Below are 14,445 nucleotides of genomic sequence, written 5' to 3'. Positions count from 1 at the left end.
CAGAAGCTTATATGGCAGCTAGATGGCAGATAATTATTTAGCAGGTTGATGCACTGATGTTGGTGAACGTAGTTTAAGTAACATTCTAAACAACAATGCACTTAATGCTAATGTCGCAACAATAGCGGCACCACTGGGTAAGTCATAGCGAGCAGACAACAGTAGCCCAGCAATATAACCCACTATGCCTACGCCATAAGCCCACACTAACTTGGTTTTACCTTGATACTTATTTAATGCCAAAGCCGGTAAAATAAGCGTGCTAAACACTAAATACACGCCTACTAACTCCACCGACAAAGTAATCACTAATGCAAATAAAAAGTAAAAACCTGCACCATCTAATATCCGTGGTTTAGCGATGATCACCCCAAGAATACCTGCAGAGACCACTGCAGGTAATGCTAACTGAGACCAACTCACCCACAATATTTGACCCGACATTAACTGTTTTAATAATTCAGCTCCATGAGGGTCATTGGCTAACAATAACATTGCCGCCACCGCACTGAGCACATAAAAACAACCAATAAAAGCCTCGAGTTCACCGACTAAGTGTTTTGCCATCCAAGCGATAACTCCAGCACCGGCTAATGCAAACAACGCTGGCATCCAAACATGAGCAAACGGTAACGCTTCTACTCGATGATCTATGTGCGATACGATTGCCCCCAATGCAGCGACCTGAGCGATAGCCAAATCAATGAAGATAATGCCACGCTTAAGCACTTGTTGACCTAACAACACATGAGTAGATAACACTAATAGCCCTGCCACTAACGCAGGCAACAAAATAGACAGTAGCTCGACATCAAACATAGTGTTATTTCACTCCATTTAATAACGTCAGCAAACTATCATATAGACTGATTAAGTCTTTGCTTTGATCGTTACCACCTACCGACATCGGTAACACCAATACCGGCAGATTTGCGCGTTCACCTAACCATTTAGCTCCACGTTCATCTTGATATGAAGCGACGATTACCGCCATTACATCGCCTTTTTCAGCACGAGTAAGTAATGAGGCTAAATGGCTGCTGGTGGGTGCTAAGCCGGGTTTAGGCTCAAGATCTGCCACTTGCTCTATTCCAGTCCAATTAAATAAATAACGGAAGCTCGAATGATAAGCGATGACCTTTTTACCGGCTAAGTTTTTAGCTTGCTCTTGCCACTGCGGTATTTTAGCCTGCCAACGTTGACTAAAGTCGCTCAATGACTGGGCATACTGACTGGCATTTTCTGGATCAACTTCAGTAAGCTTAGCGCTCAAAGCCTGCGCAACGGTCAACATCCGCAAGGGATCTAAATGCAAATGAGGATTTCCCTTTGCATGCACATCACCCATTGAACGATCTACTTGAGTTAACTTATCCAAGGTATCAATTTGGTCTGCCGCAAAAAACAAGCCTTTATCTGTTGAGTTAACCTGAGGATTAGCAGACTTCATTTGTAACATTGGCAACCAACCAATTTCTAAATCGGCCCCAGCACACACAACTAAATCAGCTTGGCGCATTTTAGCAATCAAGCTTGGTCTTGCTTGTACTTGATGTGGATCTTGCATCGCTGTGGTGGCCGAATACACCCTCGCATCGGGCGCTAAAGTTTGCGCTAATGCGGCATATTCAGGTTCACATGCAAACACGTTCAGTTCCGCTTTAGCTGTCGCGGTAAACAGCAGCGACATTGAAGCCACTGCTAAAAGCAATTTAGAATTGATGTGCACCGTGAGCTCCTAATGACATGACATATTGTAAAGTAAGGATATTATCATCTTCGAAACCATCGAAATTAGTTCCAGTCTGATGAGTGTATTGCAAACGCACGGTCGAAAAATGACTGCTATGCCAAGCAAGACTGACTTCAGACTCTTTTAATTTCTGTGGGTCGAGGTGATCTTCATGGATTTCATTAGTATCAATTTGACCGTAACGAATCCCAGCAGACCAACTTGGTGAAAATTGATACACACTACTCACGTACCAACCTTGATGATAGTCATCAGTACTAACGTCCTCATGATCTGCCTCAAGAATATGTCCAGGCTCCATACCAAAAATGTCAGTGACTCTAAAATATTCGCCACTCACGGTTAAGTTTTGATATTTGTAATTACCATTAGGTGCCCACTTATAAACAAAGTCAGCTATGTAGGTATTTTCGCCAGTATAAGATGCACTATGGCTGTGTTCAGTGTGTCCTTCCTCATCAACCACTTCATCTTCATGCTCCTCTTCGGCATAAGCTTGGCCATTCTGATTACGCAAATAGCTCAATCCTAGTTGCCAAGAACTCTCGATACCAATGTCACCACCGATTTTGGTTAATGCGGTATACACGCCAACATCATCAAAATCACGCTCTCCATGCTCATCTGCAGCGCGTAAACTTTCACCTTTAAACGCTTCAACGCCCATGGTCCAGTAGAGATCTGTTGGGGCCACATAATTTAAACGAATACCATCATCAAAATAATGACCACCTAAAAATGCACGATAGGCCGCTGGACGTTCTGAAAATGCATCGGTATGTAAATGTTGATTATTTAAATAACCAATATCCGATAAAAATCGACCCGCACGAACCGATAAACCGTAAGGCATCGCTAACGTTTGGATAAAGGCTTCTTCTAAATTAAGCTCTGTTTCACCGTCATGAGACTCAACAACTGCGGTCACTTTACCGTAAAACATTTCATCAATATTGGCACTTAATGCCAACTCAGTTTCGCCTAAACCAAAACCTTCAGCACGCTCAGCTAATGGCCGGTCGCCCGTTTGGTAATAACCATCGAGCACCGCACTAATACTAGGATTAGTTAAACTAGAATCTTCTGCCATTGCAGAATACGAACTCACAGCACAAGCCAGTGCCAATAACGAAACACGTGTGTTTAACGCAGACATAATATCTCCAAAATACAACAAGTAGCCGCCTATCTGGGTTTAGAGTAAACCGACAGATAACGGAAAATAAATCATTACAATGTTGGACTAACGAGATACAGGTGGGGCACGACTTTGATAGTAGGCTTGGAATACGCTAAGTAAAAAAGGCAGCGTATAGTGTTGGCGTTCGAACGTTTGCTTAGAAACAGCAAAAACTAAATTGGAAGAGTGAAGCGTTTTATTAAGCTGATGCTGATGGAAACACAAGGTACAATGATTTTGTACGCCGTCATCAAGATGTTTAACTGAGTGTGCAGACGCAGCAACAGACAACACAATCAAAATGGCACTGAGCCAGATTGCGATAGTTTGTCTTATTTTGATGCGGGAACTCACCAGCACAACTCCATCAGGTTAATAAAAGTGAGCGTTAGTGTAAAAGACCGTAGCTGAAAAGCAACCCTTAGATTGTGACAATTCATGACAACCCATTCACAACGACGCTCATTAGCAACTAATATTAACCACTACCAATAACAACTACCAATAACAACTAATAGGTGACTAAGTCGTTATTTTTAAGATAGCCTTAAGCTATGACCCATACCATAACGAATGTGTAAAACATCATCATTACAGGACAAACACCATGGCACAATTTATTAAAGAAAACATTGGCATCATTTTAGTCATGATCATTGTTGGGGTTGTCGTGTTAGGCGGGATTTACTATGTTGAAGCATCACTAGAAAGCCAAGTTATTGAAGTTAATTAACAAGCTTATTTCGCACTAGTCTCTGCACTAGGATCATTTTCAGGTGCTTCAATCAGCTGTAAATGGTCCATAATATGCGACAAACCAACCATAATAACGGCCAAAATAATCAATGGGGTAGTAATAACGGTTACACCCTCAACAAAATAACCTACTGCAGCAGCAACAACCCCACCATAGAAACCTACTATTTTAACAACTGACAAATATTTATTATGCCCAAGCCATGCTGCACAATGAGGGCATTGAACTTCTACGGACAAACCTTTCCCGCGACTGTCTTTCACCTTCGCAATTGAAAAAGATTTATAGCAATGAGCACATTGCAGCGACATGATAATTTCCTCAGTTCAATAATGGCGGCAGTGTAACAAATTAACCAACCAATTACTGTACTTGGCTCCTATAGGATTTTTCCACTATCATAGCCGCAACTCAGAGCCAAAGGACCACTTTCCATGCTACGGATTTTACTTACGTTATTATTATTCACCTCGGCAGTGTTTATGACGCCATCTCTTCGTGCAGAACAAGATGCAGTGGTACCGATTGTTGCCACTAGCCAGCTAACCGATACCCAGACTCAAATAAGTCGCTTACAACAAACGATCGAGCAAGATACCAAGTTACTATTTAAAGCAAAAGGTGAACTACGTGCATTTACTGAATATCGCATTAAAAACAAATCGTCTGAATTACGCGACATAATTGGTCAACTCATTGCAACACCCGACGCTGACCAGCAATATCTAGTCACTTTAGTGCAAAGCCAAATGGCCTTTTTAGAGAATGTCAGCACATACTTAAACGACCACATTATGACCATGCGTCTTGGATTAAGCCAAGATGATGACAATAAGAGCATCTTAGCCATTTCACAACGCGAATTTGAACGCGACCATTATCTCAAGGCACAATTAACCACTCTGCAGTGGGCAGAAAAACTGAATATAGATGTGAGTATCCAAAAGCAAAAATTGACAGAATTCATGCTCAATCGAGCCGATCAGTTCGATAGTTTAGTGCATTACACTCAAGATGAATTACAAAAAGCCGTTGCAGAAGCCGCAGATGCTGGAGCTGATATTACCAGCGAACAAAAAGCTGACGTGGTGGCACTAAAAGAACGCTTGGAGCAAAGTAGCGCTAGCTTAGCGGTTTCAGCGGGCATACTCGAAACATTGGGCCAGAACGTGGCACCATTTAAACAAACATTGTTTAGTGTGTCTGGTGATATCACCCAAGATGTGCTGAACTTTAGCGTTGCATCTAACCTGCTAAAGGGTTGGGGTAAAGTCATTAAAGATCAGACGATTAATAATGGGCCCAGTTTAACCTTTAAAATTGTAGTGTTTCTATTCATATTATTTGCCGCAAGTTTAGTCGCCAAAATTGTCACTCAAATTATCTCTAAAACGGTACGAGCATCAAAATTACAATTTAGCCAATTACTGCAAGACTTCTTTATATCTTTGTCCAGTAAACTAGTGTTTGCCCTAGGATTATTGATAGCCTTATCACAGCTCGGATTTGAGCTTGGGCCGTTACTCGCAGGTTTTGGTATTGCGGGAGTCATTATTGGTTTTGCACTGCAAGATACCCTGTCTAACTTCGCCTCTGGCATGATGATCTTAATCTACCGCCCATTTGATGTCGGCGACTTAATCAATGCCGCTAATGTTACCGGTCGCGTCAGCCACATGAGCCTAGTATCAACAACAATCAAAACGCTAGATAACCAACGTCTTATTGTTCCAAACAATAAAATCTGGGGCGATACCATTAACAACATCACCGCAGAGCATCAGCGCCGAGTAGACATGACCTTTGGCATTAGCTACAGCGACAATGTTGAACATGCAGAAACCATATTAAAAAGTATTGTAGAACAACATCCTAAGGTGCAAGCGCATCCAGAACCGATAGTCAAACTCCACACATTGGGCGAATCGTCAGTCGACTTTATTGTAAGGCCTTGGGTTAAACCCGATGATTACTGGGAAGTATACTGGGACATTACTCGCGCAGTGAAAATACGCTTTGATGCGGAAGGCATTAGTATTCCGTTCCCGCAACGCGATGTACACATATATCAAAAGTAAGCTTTGCAGTTAGCAATAAAAAGGCTCAAGTCATCGACTTGAGCCTTTTTATTAATAGATAAAGTTAGCTAACCAAAGGGCTTATAAATAAGTGATGCTGCCCTGTAAATGCGGTCGGCGGCCTTTAACATCACGCATTTCAAAACGTTTACCATTTTCAATACTTTCAAACGCAAACGTCACTTCAGACGGCATAAATACTGGCAGTTTAAATTCAACATCAACTTGAAATGGTCGATCGCCAACAAACGTCATTAACTGAGACAACACCCGCGCTTTAGACCACATTCCATGCGCTAACACTCGCTCAAAACCAAAGCGTTTTGACAACAATGGATGTAAATGGATCAAGTTATAATCGCCAGAAGCTTTAGCATAGCGACGGCCTAAATCATCGGTTAAGCGCCATTGTTGAACGTTTTCCCATACCATACCTGATGCTTTAGGTGGACGAGCACGACGACCTGCAGACTCTATACGATATAAGTAAGTTGATAGCGCTTGCCAAACTAACTCTTCACCGACAAACACTTTAGACACCAAATCAAACTCAAGCCCAGCATCGGTCGTGCGACTTGTGGCTAACTCACACTGTACGATTAAGGTTTCATCTGCTCGCACTGGGCGTAATACACTAATACTATTTTTTAAATGGAGCATGCCAAGTAACGGAAATGTCACCGCTTTATGCGTAAAAATCATCGCATGTAAACGAAACGCCCAAACATACAAATACGTTGGCGGTAACGTCATACCGTCATATTCAAAACTGCACACAGCAGCATATTGGCTAATTTTATCTTGCGACAACACCACATTCGACGCTTGTACATAAATATTCGGAAGCGGTTGTTGGTTCCATCCCGGTTTACGTCCAAACAGGATTTTGCGATACAAAGACAAAAGCGAAGGCATCGCTTTTAATTCGATAGCGTAGTCGTGACTCAAAATGTTGTACCCTAGGTAGGCAGCAAAAAGCATGTGCTGCAAAACGGTTAATAGATGATTATACCTTAGACTCCTGCCGTTGCTAAACCGCTAATTACTTTTTGCGTTTAAAACAGTATGTCGCGACAACATATATTGATGCCATCAACTCACAAACTCTCGACACAATGGTTGTGACTACTCGCTTACTACAACTAATTTACCTTTACCTTTTTCAATCCAAAATGAGATAATTATCCGACTTAACTGACCTAACGCAGCCGATACAGTGCAAGACAAAAACTTTGATAAACTCAGCCAAAAATTTGCCCAAAATATTTACGGTACCACTAAAGGTGAAATCCGTGCTGCAGTATTATGGCGCGACTTAGTTCCGGCTTTAGCCAGCCTTGGCAAACCAAGATTACGTATTTTAGATGCCGGTGGCGGTTTTGGTTATTTGAGTCAAAAACTGGCAGCTTTAGGCCATGATGTCGTGCTATGTGATATTTCTGAGCAAATGCTTGCCCTAGCACAGCAACAGATTGAAGCGGCAAATACTGCATTATCGATACAGTTAATCCACAGCCCAATACAAGCATTAACCGTTGAAGAGTATGGTCAATTTGATGTCATTCTCTGCCATGCGGTAGCAGAATGGTTAATTGATGCCCGCAGCACCTTGCAAGGTTTACTGGCATTATTAAAGCCTAATGGTTTATTTTCTCTGATGTTTTTTAATAAAGAAGCTTTACGGTTTCATAGCTTAATATCAGGTAATTTTGACTATGTTAACCGTGATTTCAACGTCAAAAAGAAGGTCGGATTAACCCCGACCCACCCGCTGTATATTGAAGATGTCCGCACTTGGTTTAGCCAATGGCAACTGTCGATGGTGAGTCAATCGGGCGTAAGAGTTATCAATGACTACTTGAAACATAATCTGCCACCTGGCTTTGATAAACATCAACTGATTGAGATGGAGTTGGCTTATTCTCAACAAGAACCTTATTTGTCGCTTGGGCGCTACATTCACTTTGTAGGCCAATCGACTTAACAATAAACTCAGGCTTTAGTATCTTATTTTCAACAACTTATTTTCAATAACTTACTTTCAATAACTTACCTTTCGAATAACTGGCACCACATCGACATTAACACTGTAAAAAGCTACAGCGAGTAATTGTTGCTCCTTGCTGTTTTAGTAGGTCAGGAATAGCTTGCTGTCCGACAATATGGCCAGCGCCCACCACAATAAATAATTGTTTGTGGGTTTTACTTTGTAACAACTGGATGATTTTTTGCGCCATCGTGTGATTACGTTGCCACAACAGCTTTTCGAGTAATTCGTCAGCATCGCCCGCTTGCGATTCCATAATTTTTGCTAGAGCATTACTATCGCCTTGGCGCCAAGCGTAGATTAAATCAAGCATTTCAGCATCGCTAGCGTTAATCGAATCATCCAGCATTTGCAGCTGAGTCGCAGTTGAAAATGATGAAATTAATTCGAATTGAAACTGAATGCTTTCCAGCTCAACCAAAGCTTTACCACTGCGATTTGCCATAAAATAAGCGTCGACACCCTGTTCTGCGCTGTAACCTAATTGCCCAAAACGCCCCATGCTAATTTGCGCTGACTGCAACCAAGGTGCATACGGAGCCAGTGCTTGGCATAAGGTTTGATGACTTTGACAATACTCTTGCCGAGTCGCATTAACGTCTGCGGCAATATCTGCCGACAAACCACCATATTGTTGCAATAACGCCCCAGTATCGCCTTGGCTAATATCAGCTTCAACGACCAACGCATCCGATTGTTTAAATGCTGATTCTATATGTTGTGCTAATGGGTAAAAGTCTTGCCGACCAATATGAATGGAGCCCAATAAATACGCTTGCTGTTGCTGATACTCTATTTTATAGAATACCGGTGAATCCAACGCAGCTGCCGATGTCGATGTAAAACACAGCAGTAATGCAACTAAACCGTAGCAATTTCGTTGTAAGCGACCATAAATCAAATTGATATTGAAAATAAGCCGACTTTCTCTTGTTGCCTGCATACCAGCTCCTTATAATTAACGTTATTCTTTGCACATGCACTATGAGGCAATTATGCCGTACACCAATGTTTTTCTACAAATAAAAGAAAACCTGCAAGTCGCCTATAGACAAGCCATTGATTCAGATGCTCGCCTCGATGAGTTACGTAAAGAAGGCCACGGTAAGTTTGTGGCGATTTTTACGGAAGATCAAGGTTTTACAACTAGTAGTAATCGTTTCTTACCTTATGTACAAGAAATGGTTGCAGAATTTGATGCGATGCAGAACAGCACTCATGTTGCACCAGAGACACTTGAAGCCTTTGTCAAAAAGCTTGCGGCCTTACTACAAACACTACAAGTATTTAAACTCGCCAAGTAATCGCTATGATCGTAGGGTCTGTTGATCTTTCAAAGTGGTTTTTGCAGCGAATTGTTAGTCATTTATATAAGGCAGAGGCTTTGTAGTGTAGTTATGCTACACAAAGAGCCGACAACGCAGTAGAAATGACTAACAAACGCTGCCAGAAGGATTCGGCTAAAAACGTTTTACACTTTGTTGAGTGCATCTTCTCGAAGAGATAGTTGCTTAGATTGCGAGGCACCAATCGCCTCGATTAACACATTTTTATCTCGAACAAAATTTAACTAACAAAGATTAACAGGCCCTAATACTTTCTTATTAGGAGCTTTCCATCATATGACATAATCTTGTCATATTTTCGCAATAGACTTGTCTCTCATTGGTAACAATACCGAACGCGATGCCATTAGGTAATTAATTGAATGAGACCTACAGATGACGGCTTTACAGCTCGTAAGTGAACTTGACAACATCATCGAACAGCAATCTATCGATGCTGTATTTCAGCCGATTTTCAATGTTTCAACAAATCAATTGCACGGTTATGAAGCGCTCAGTCGTGGCCCTAAAAGTAGCCCGTTACACACCCCTTTCGCCTTATTTACTACCGCCGAAAAACAAAACTTATTAAGCGAACTTGAAACCTTATGTCGCAGTATTTCAATTAATGCATTTCACTCGCGCCAGCTTAATGGCAAGCTATTTATTAATATTTCACCAAAAGCATTACTCGATCCCAATCATCCAAAAGGCATGACATTACAGCTTATTAAACAATTGGGGATCAACCCGGCGGATGTGGTTATTGAATTGTCCGAACAATATCCTGCCGACGATATCGACTTGCTAAAATCCTGCTTAAACCATTATCGAAATCAAGGTTTTTTAACCGCTATTGATGATTTAGGCGCCGGTTATTCTGGGTTACGCTTGTGGTCTGAATTAGCACCAGACTATGTCAAAATTGACCGCCATTTTATTCATCAAATAGACACCACCGCAGTAAAACAAGAGTTTGTCCGCTCTATTGTCGATTTATGCCAAAACTTAACCTGTAAAGTGATCGCAGAAGGCATTGAAACCAATGAAGAGCTCACCACCCTAAAACAGTTAGGGGTAACCTATTGCCAAGGCTACTTTCTCGGACGACCAGCGCTCCATCCAAACCAGCAATTTAGCAGTGAACTGAGCACTCCCATGGCTCAACCCAATTCCCGTTATTGTGAAACGGCTGAAAGTTTATGCACTAACGCCATAAAAGCATCTCCCAGCACACAACTAAAAAAAATCAGTCAAACTTTTTCTGAACAACCAGCATTACAAGCCATTGTGGTAACCGAAAATAACAAGCCATTAGGTATCGTCAATCGCAGCACATTACTCGAGCTATTCAGCACACCTTATGGCCGTGCATTACACGAAAACCGGCCTGCGAAAATGGCAATGGACACCAAGGTATTACACATTGATGCCAACGAACCGCTTACCCATGTCAGCAAATTACTCACCTCTGACTCAGTCAACACGGTAGCGCAACAGTTCATTATTTTGCGTAATCAGCAGTTGATTGGCATTGGCCATACTAAAGATTTATTACAACGTATTACTGAACATAGAATAAAAATGGCGCGACACGCAAACCCTCTCACCAATTTGCCGGGGAACGTGCCAATACAAGAAGAGCTAAAACGCTTAAGGCTACAAAAAAAATCTTACTATCTTGCCTATTTAGATTTAAGTCACTTTAAGCCCTACAACGATATTTATGGTTTTTGGCGTGGGGATGAAGTCATTCAGTTAGTCGCAAACTTGTTGCTGCCTTATCAAAATGAACATTGTTTTGTTGGCCATATTGGTGGAGACGATTTTGTTATGATAAGCATGCAAGACGACACGCTAGCCAACTGCCAAACAATTATTGAACGGTTTGAGCAACAGAAAATGAGTTTTTATAATAGCGATCACTGGCAAGCACAATCAATGCAAGCCCAAGACAGACAGGGGCTGCAATTCCAATACCCTTTGGTTTCATTATCCATTGGGGTTTTACCACCATTGGTGACCCAACAAGCAACAGAGTATCAAATATCAACGTTAAGCGCCCAAGCCAAAAAGCAGGCAAAAATCGCTTCAAATGGATTTTACCTGCATGAAAAACAATCAACAAGGCTTAGCTTATAATTTGGGAGCTACCGTTTTTTGTAACCAATCATCAAATAAGTTGGTTTCATATTGAAACGGTCTGTTATTGAAATTACGCGTATTGTTCATAAAACTCATGTCGATAATTTTTTCATCTCCAGCAATAATGACTTTGTCACCTTCATTTACACTGTAGCTAAACGTCGCTCTGGGTGGATATAAATCTTTTACAATACGTAAATCACCTGGCGTAGCCCCAAATGTTGGTCGCATGTCTCCAGCTAAATCAAAGTTAGTCACTTGCATTTGCAAAGTCTGCCCTGGCTTAAGGATTTTTTCAGCCTGTTTATTGATGTTTTTGGTTAAGGTTTCAAATAAACGGTTTTCAAAGCGCGACTGAAGTTCATTTGAGGTTTTAATATCACGAAAATCTTTTGGATTTTGCCACTCAATTTTAACCAGCCCCACTTCGGTAACAGGGTTCGCTTCTGGCGCATCTTCGGCCATGGCAACTTGGCATACCAATACCGGAGCAAGTAGTAAATATTTTACGTTCATAATAGACCTCCAAAGGGGTTAAGACGCTTACAACACAACCGCTTCATACTGTAAGTTAAACAATCAATCCAGCACGTCATGTTTAACGTTTGTCTAAACTGTTGTGGTCATATTGCAATGCGGATAATCGTCATTAAATTGAATGTTAGCCATCTAGCCAGCATCATATGTAATAACTATAGACCTGTTAAGCTGAACCAACGCTTAACAGTTTCATCCCACTAAAAAGGAAATCGTGCGCTCAATAAAGGATAGGTTTGACGCATCACTTTTGGCTTGGTGCTGAATTTTTTACCCACTGGTGTATTCTGGCCTGATGGCATAAACGGCAACTCATCCCCATTACGGTCTTCGTAAATTTTACCTGCAATTAAATCGTAGTCTTCCACAAACGGGTAAGCATAATCATCCACTAACGGCCATTGTGCTAACTCACCCAAGCAGTCAGGATTAGCAATAACCTTGTCATACCATTGCTGACCTAACGACAGTAAAAAACATCTAAACTCAGCAAAGGCATAGTCAGAATCGCAACCGGTAATGATGTATGCAGCGCCCCAAACTGACCATAAATAACTACGGCGTAATTGCTGGCCTAACATTTTATCAAATGTCTTTAGCGCTTCATCATCCAAGAGTTGCAATTGTTCGCGTAAACGCAATTCAAGATCAGCAGAAGACTGCTCTGGTTGATCTCGTGTTACCAGCGCCCAAAAATGTGTTTCTGTCATCAAAATGTATCCATCGCTCTATTTTGTGAGATATTCTACCTCAAATTTTCCAGCTAGATGATCAATATGAACCAAAACACAGCCCCCCGAATGCCAATTAGAGTCATGCTTCTTATCTCACTGTATGTTGTACTCACTATTATTGCTATTTGGCGCGCAACAACATATCAAGCATATGATTTATTAACACTGGGAGTGATACCGGTATTCATTGGTTTAATCAGACGTGCTGCATGGACAAAAGTACTGTTGATTAGCTACGTAGGCTTACAAACTCTCGGACTTACAGCTATCACCACAACAGCAATCATTGCCTATCAAATCACCCCTGATGACGTAAAACTTGTGTTTCAAGGTTATGACATACCACTGATCCCACTGTGGTTGTTACTGTTGAGCGTGGTGGTATTTCAATGGTGGGTTGGATTGTCTAACGTGACGAGAGACTATCTCGTTAAAAAGTAAGCATAAGACACTATTACTCTGGTTTGACTGCCATCCTTAGGGCATTTTTAGTGTACAATTCGCTCATACGCGCAACATTAAAACAACAAAATAATAATAAATATATCTGTGGAACGTGAATTATGACTAGTTTATCCCCAAGTGAATTATCCATCCTATTACTTGAGCCGTCAGAGACTCAACGTAAAATTATCATTACGCGTCTTCAGCAAGAAGGGGTGAGCAGCATTCAAACTGCCGCAACGATTGCGGAAGCCAAAACGATTATTCAACGCCATAAACCCGACTTAATCGCCAGTGCACTGCATTTTGTCGATGGTGAAGCCACAGAGCTACTGCAATACATCAAAAGCACTCCAGCGTTAAATGATATTCAATTTATGCTGGTGTCCAGTGAGTGTCGCCGTGAACAGCTCGAAATCTTTAGGCAATCAGGTGTTGTCGCCATTTTGCCTAAGCCATTTAATGCTGAGCACTTAGCGACGGCACTTAATTCGACCATTGATTTACTCAGCCACGACGAGTTGGATTTAAGCCACTTTGACGTGCATAACATCAGGGTATTAGTGGTTGATGATAGCCGAATGGCGCGTAATGTGATTAAACGCACTATTGGTAACTTAGGGATGCAACTGATTACTGAAGCTGTTGACGGTGAGCAGGCTATCAACCTAATGAAAGAAAACATGTATGACTTAGTGATAACAGACTACAACATGCCTTCGGTGGATGGTCTTGCATTAACGCAATATATCCGTAATCACAGTCAACAATCACATATCCCCATTCTAATGGTATCGTCAGAGGCCAATGACACCCACCTAAGTAATGTATTTAGTGCTGGAGTTAACGCCTTATGTGATAAGCCTTTCGAACCACAGTTAGTAAAGAAAATTCTTTACCAACTGCTAGAAGAATAACCACAGAGCCAAAAAAGACATTATTTGTACTGATTTTGCTCTAAAACCATTACAGATACTGAATTTATGGGATAAAGTGCTTTTAAACCAGCATGGCTTGTGGCATGTTATTCATGTTTTAAAAAACACTTCTATGGAAAGCAGAGAATATCAATATGAACAAAAGTGAATTAATTGCAAAAATCGCTGAGAATGCGGAACTAACTAAAGCTGAAGCTGGCCGCGCACTAAAATCTTTCGAAGAAGCGGTAACTGAAGCCATGAAAAATGGTGATAAAATTTCTATTGTTGGTTTTGGTTCTTTTGAAACCACTCAACGTGCTGCTCGTACAGGCCGTAACCCACAAACTGGCAAAGAAATTCAAATCGCTGCAGCTACTGTGCCTAAGTTTAAAGCTGGTAAAACACTAAAAGATAGCGTTAATTAATTATTACGCTCAGTCTTTTTTTGATAGAAACCTCCTCTGTGGAGGTTTTTTATTGGTTATTTTTCAGCTTTGCTTATTCTGTTATCCAGATGCCTGAGTT

Annotated in this window: 17 protein-coding genes; 8 read left to right on the top strand and 9 right to left on the bottom strand. The window is 41.3% G+C overall.

Translation table 11 applies throughout. The annotated features are described in order from the left end of the window. Window positions 1–33: 33 nt before the first annotated feature. The 4 genes from AAEY94_RS11965 to AAEY94_RS11950 all read right to left on the bottom strand — a co-directional run bounded on the left by AAEY94_RS11965 (window position 34) and on the right by AAEY94_RS11950 (window position 3,287). Window positions 34–819, bottom strand: coding sequence for a metal ABC transporter permease (locus AAEY94_RS11965; RefSeq protein WP_162023918.1), 786 nt, complete (start codon window positions 817–819; stop codon window positions 34–36). 4 nt (window positions 820–823) lie between these two features. Beyond that, a complete protein-coding gene (locus AAEY94_RS11960) occupies window positions 824–1,729 on the bottom strand; it encodes a metal ABC transporter solute-binding protein, Zn/Mn family (RefSeq protein WP_350978938.1) in 906 nt (301 codons plus the stop codon). Next, window positions 1,713–2,909 (bottom strand): hypothetical protein, encoded by a 1,197-nt coding sequence (locus AAEY94_RS11955; protein WP_101085139.1) that lies wholly within the window; start codon window positions 2,907–2,909, stop codon window positions 1,713–1,715. The genes AAEY94_RS11960 and AAEY94_RS11955 overlap by 17 nt, the downstream gene beginning before the upstream one ends. An 87-nt stretch (window positions 2,910–2,996) precedes the next feature. Continuing rightward, entirely contained in the window at window positions 2,997–3,287 is a 291-nt protein-coding gene (locus tag AAEY94_RS11950) for an ABC-type zinc uptake system zinc chaperone (RefSeq protein WP_101085138.1), read from the bottom strand. 253 nt (window positions 3,288–3,540) lie between these two features. Here AAEY94_RS11950 and AAEY94_RS11945 point away from each other — a divergent pair, with 253 nt between their 5' ends. Then, a complete protein-coding gene (locus AAEY94_RS11945; protein WP_259395501.1) occupies window positions 3,541–3,666 on the top strand; it encodes a hypothetical protein in 126 nt (41 codons plus the stop codon). Window positions 3,667–3,671: 5 nt separating this feature from the next. Here AAEY94_RS11945 and AAEY94_RS11940 read toward each other — a convergent pair whose 3' ends face one another. Next, entirely contained in the window at window positions 3,672–4,001 is a 330-nt protein-coding gene (locus AAEY94_RS11940) for a hypothetical protein (protein ID WP_101085137.1), read from the bottom strand. 123 nt (window positions 4,002–4,124) lie between these two features. Here AAEY94_RS11940 and AAEY94_RS11935 point away from each other — a divergent pair, with 123 nt between their 5' ends. Further along, window positions 4,125–5,768 (top strand): mechanosensitive ion channel domain-containing protein, encoded by a 1,644-nt coding sequence (locus AAEY94_RS11935; protein WP_350978935.1) that lies wholly within the window; start codon window positions 4,125–4,127, stop codon window positions 5,766–5,768. An 81-nt stretch (window positions 5,769–5,849) separates the two neighbouring features. Here AAEY94_RS11935 and AAEY94_RS11930 read toward each other — a convergent pair whose 3' ends face one another. After that, window positions 5,850–6,716 carry a MaoC family dehydratase gene (locus AAEY94_RS11930; RefSeq protein WP_101085361.1) on the bottom strand — a complete coding sequence of 289 codons (867 nt, stop codon included), beginning with the start codon at window positions 6,714–6,716 and terminating at the stop codon, window positions 5,850–5,852. A gap of 268 nt (window positions 6,717–6,984) precedes the next feature. Here AAEY94_RS11930 and AAEY94_RS11925 point away from each other — a divergent pair, with 268 nt between their 5' ends. Further along, on the top strand, window positions 6,985–7,752 hold the full coding sequence (locus AAEY94_RS11925; protein WP_101085135.1) for a methyltransferase domain-containing protein: 768 nt from the start codon (window positions 6,985–6,987) through the stop codon (window positions 7,750–7,752). A gap of 97 nt (window positions 7,753–7,849) precedes the next feature. Here AAEY94_RS11925 and AAEY94_RS11920 read toward each other — a convergent pair whose 3' ends face one another. Then, on the bottom strand, window positions 7,850–8,758 hold the full coding sequence (locus tag AAEY94_RS11920; protein WP_101085134.1) for a TraB/GumN family protein: 909 nt from the start codon (window positions 8,756–8,758) through the stop codon (window positions 7,850–7,852). 52 nt (window positions 8,759–8,810) lie between these two features. Here AAEY94_RS11920 and AAEY94_RS11915 point away from each other — a divergent pair, with 52 nt between their 5' ends. Both AAEY94_RS11915 and AAEY94_RS11910 read left to right on the top strand, forming a co-directional pair. Next, window positions 8,811–9,119 carry a prephenate dehydrogenase gene (locus tag AAEY94_RS11915; protein ID WP_101085133.1) on the top strand — a complete coding sequence of 103 codons (309 nt, stop codon included), beginning with the start codon at window positions 8,811–8,813 and terminating at the stop codon, window positions 9,117–9,119. Between the two features lie 417 nt (window positions 9,120–9,536). Continuing rightward, window positions 9,537–11,282, top strand: a complete 1,746-nt coding sequence (locus AAEY94_RS11910) for a GGDEF domain-containing protein (protein ID WP_350978932.1) — start codon at window positions 9,537–9,539, stop codon at window positions 11,280–11,282. Here AAEY94_RS11910 and AAEY94_RS11905 read toward each other — a convergent pair. Both AAEY94_RS11905 and AAEY94_RS11900 read right to left on the bottom strand, forming a co-directional pair. Then, complete coding sequence (locus AAEY94_RS11905; RefSeq protein WP_101085131.1) at window positions 11,277–11,801, bottom strand: DUF3016 domain-containing protein; 525 nt, start codon at window positions 11,799–11,801, stop codon at window positions 11,277–11,279. The two genes, AAEY94_RS11910 and AAEY94_RS11905, sit on opposite strands and share 6 nt — an antisense overlap. A 221-nt stretch (window positions 11,802–12,022) precedes the next feature. Beyond that, window positions 12,023–12,532: a DUF4240 domain-containing protein gene (locus tag AAEY94_RS11900; protein ID WP_101085130.1), complete on the bottom strand. Its 510-nt coding sequence runs from the start codon at window positions 12,530–12,532 to the stop codon at window positions 12,023–12,025. Between the two features lie 66 nt (window positions 12,533–12,598). Between AAEY94_RS11900 and AAEY94_RS11895 the strand changes: the two genes are divergently transcribed. The 3 genes from AAEY94_RS11895 to hbs all read left to right on the top strand — a co-directional run bounded on the left by AAEY94_RS11895 (window position 12,599) and on the right by hbs (window position 14,345). Next, window positions 12,599–12,997 carry a hypothetical protein gene (locus tag AAEY94_RS11895; protein WP_242445080.1) on the top strand — a complete coding sequence of 133 codons (399 nt, stop codon included), beginning with the start codon at window positions 12,599–12,601 and terminating at the stop codon, window positions 12,995–12,997. Window positions 12,998–13,119: 122 nt separating this feature from the next. Beyond that, window positions 13,120–13,917, top strand: coding sequence for a response regulator (locus AAEY94_RS11890; RefSeq protein WP_011638949.1), 798 nt, complete (start codon window positions 13,120–13,122; stop codon window positions 13,915–13,917). Between the two features lie 155 nt (window positions 13,918–14,072). Further along, complete coding sequence (gene hbs / locus AAEY94_RS11885) at window positions 14,073–14,345, top strand: non-specific DNA-binding protein Hbs (protein ID WP_011638950.1); 273 nt, start codon at window positions 14,073–14,075, stop codon at window positions 14,343–14,345. The last annotated feature ends 100 nt before the right edge of the window (window positions 14,346–14,445 follow it).

The organism is Shewanella sp. AC34-MNA-CIBAN-0136, assembly GCF_040309945.1.
Lineage (GTDB): Bacteria > Pseudomonadota > Gammaproteobacteria > Enterobacterales > Shewanellaceae > Shewanella.
Note: the sequence above shows the minus strand (reverse complement) of the source record. Positions and strands in the feature narration are given on the sequence as shown.

Bases quoted from the DNA above. Each gene is read 5' to 3' on its own strand.
- AAEY94_RS11965 (WP_162023918.1), bottom strand. From the start codon at position 819: ATGTTTGATGTCGAGCTACTGTCTATTTTGTTGCCTGCGTTAGTGGCA.
- AAEY94_RS11955 (WP_101085139.1), bottom strand. From the start codon at position 2,909: ATGTCTGCGTTAAACACACGTGTTTCGTTATTGGCACTGGCTTGTGCT.
- AAEY94_RS11945 (WP_259395501.1), top strand. From the start codon at position 3,541: ATGGCACAATTTATTAAAGAAAACATTGGCATCATTTTAGTCATGATC.
- AAEY94_RS11940 (WP_101085137.1), bottom strand. From the start codon at position 4,001: ATGTCGCTGCAATGTGCTCATTGCTATAAATCTTTTTCAATTGCGAAG.
- AAEY94_RS11935 (WP_350978935.1), top strand. From the start codon at position 4,125: ATGCTACGGATTTTACTTACGTTATTATTATTCACCTCGGCAGTGTTT.
- AAEY94_RS11920 (WP_101085134.1), bottom strand. From the start codon at position 8,758: ATGCAGGCAACAAGAGAAAGTCGGCTTATTTTCAATATCAATTTGATT.
- AAEY94_RS11915 (WP_101085133.1), top strand. From the start codon at position 8,811: ATGCCGTACACCAATGTTTTTCTACAAATAAAAGAAAACCTGCAAGTC.
- AAEY94_RS11910 (WP_350978932.1), top strand. From the start codon at position 9,537: ATGACGGCTTTACAGCTCGTAAGTGAACTTGACAACATCATCGAACAG.
- AAEY94_RS11905 (WP_101085131.1), bottom strand. From the start codon at position 11,801: ATGAACGTAAAATATTTACTACTTGCTCCGGTATTGGTATGCCAAGTT.
- AAEY94_RS11900 (WP_101085130.1), bottom strand. From the start codon at position 12,532: ATGACAGAAACACATTTTTGGGCGCTGGTAACACGAGATCAACCAGAG.
- AAEY94_RS11895 (WP_242445080.1), top strand. From the start codon at position 12,599: ATGAACCAAAACACAGCCCCCCGAATGCCAATTAGAGTCATGCTTCTT.
- AAEY94_RS11890 (WP_011638949.1), top strand. From the start codon at position 13,120: ATGACTAGTTTATCCCCAAGTGAATTATCCATCCTATTACTTGAGCCG.
- hbs (WP_011638950.1), top strand. From the start codon at position 14,073: ATGAACAAAAGTGAATTAATTGCAAAAATCGCTGAGAATGCGGAACTA.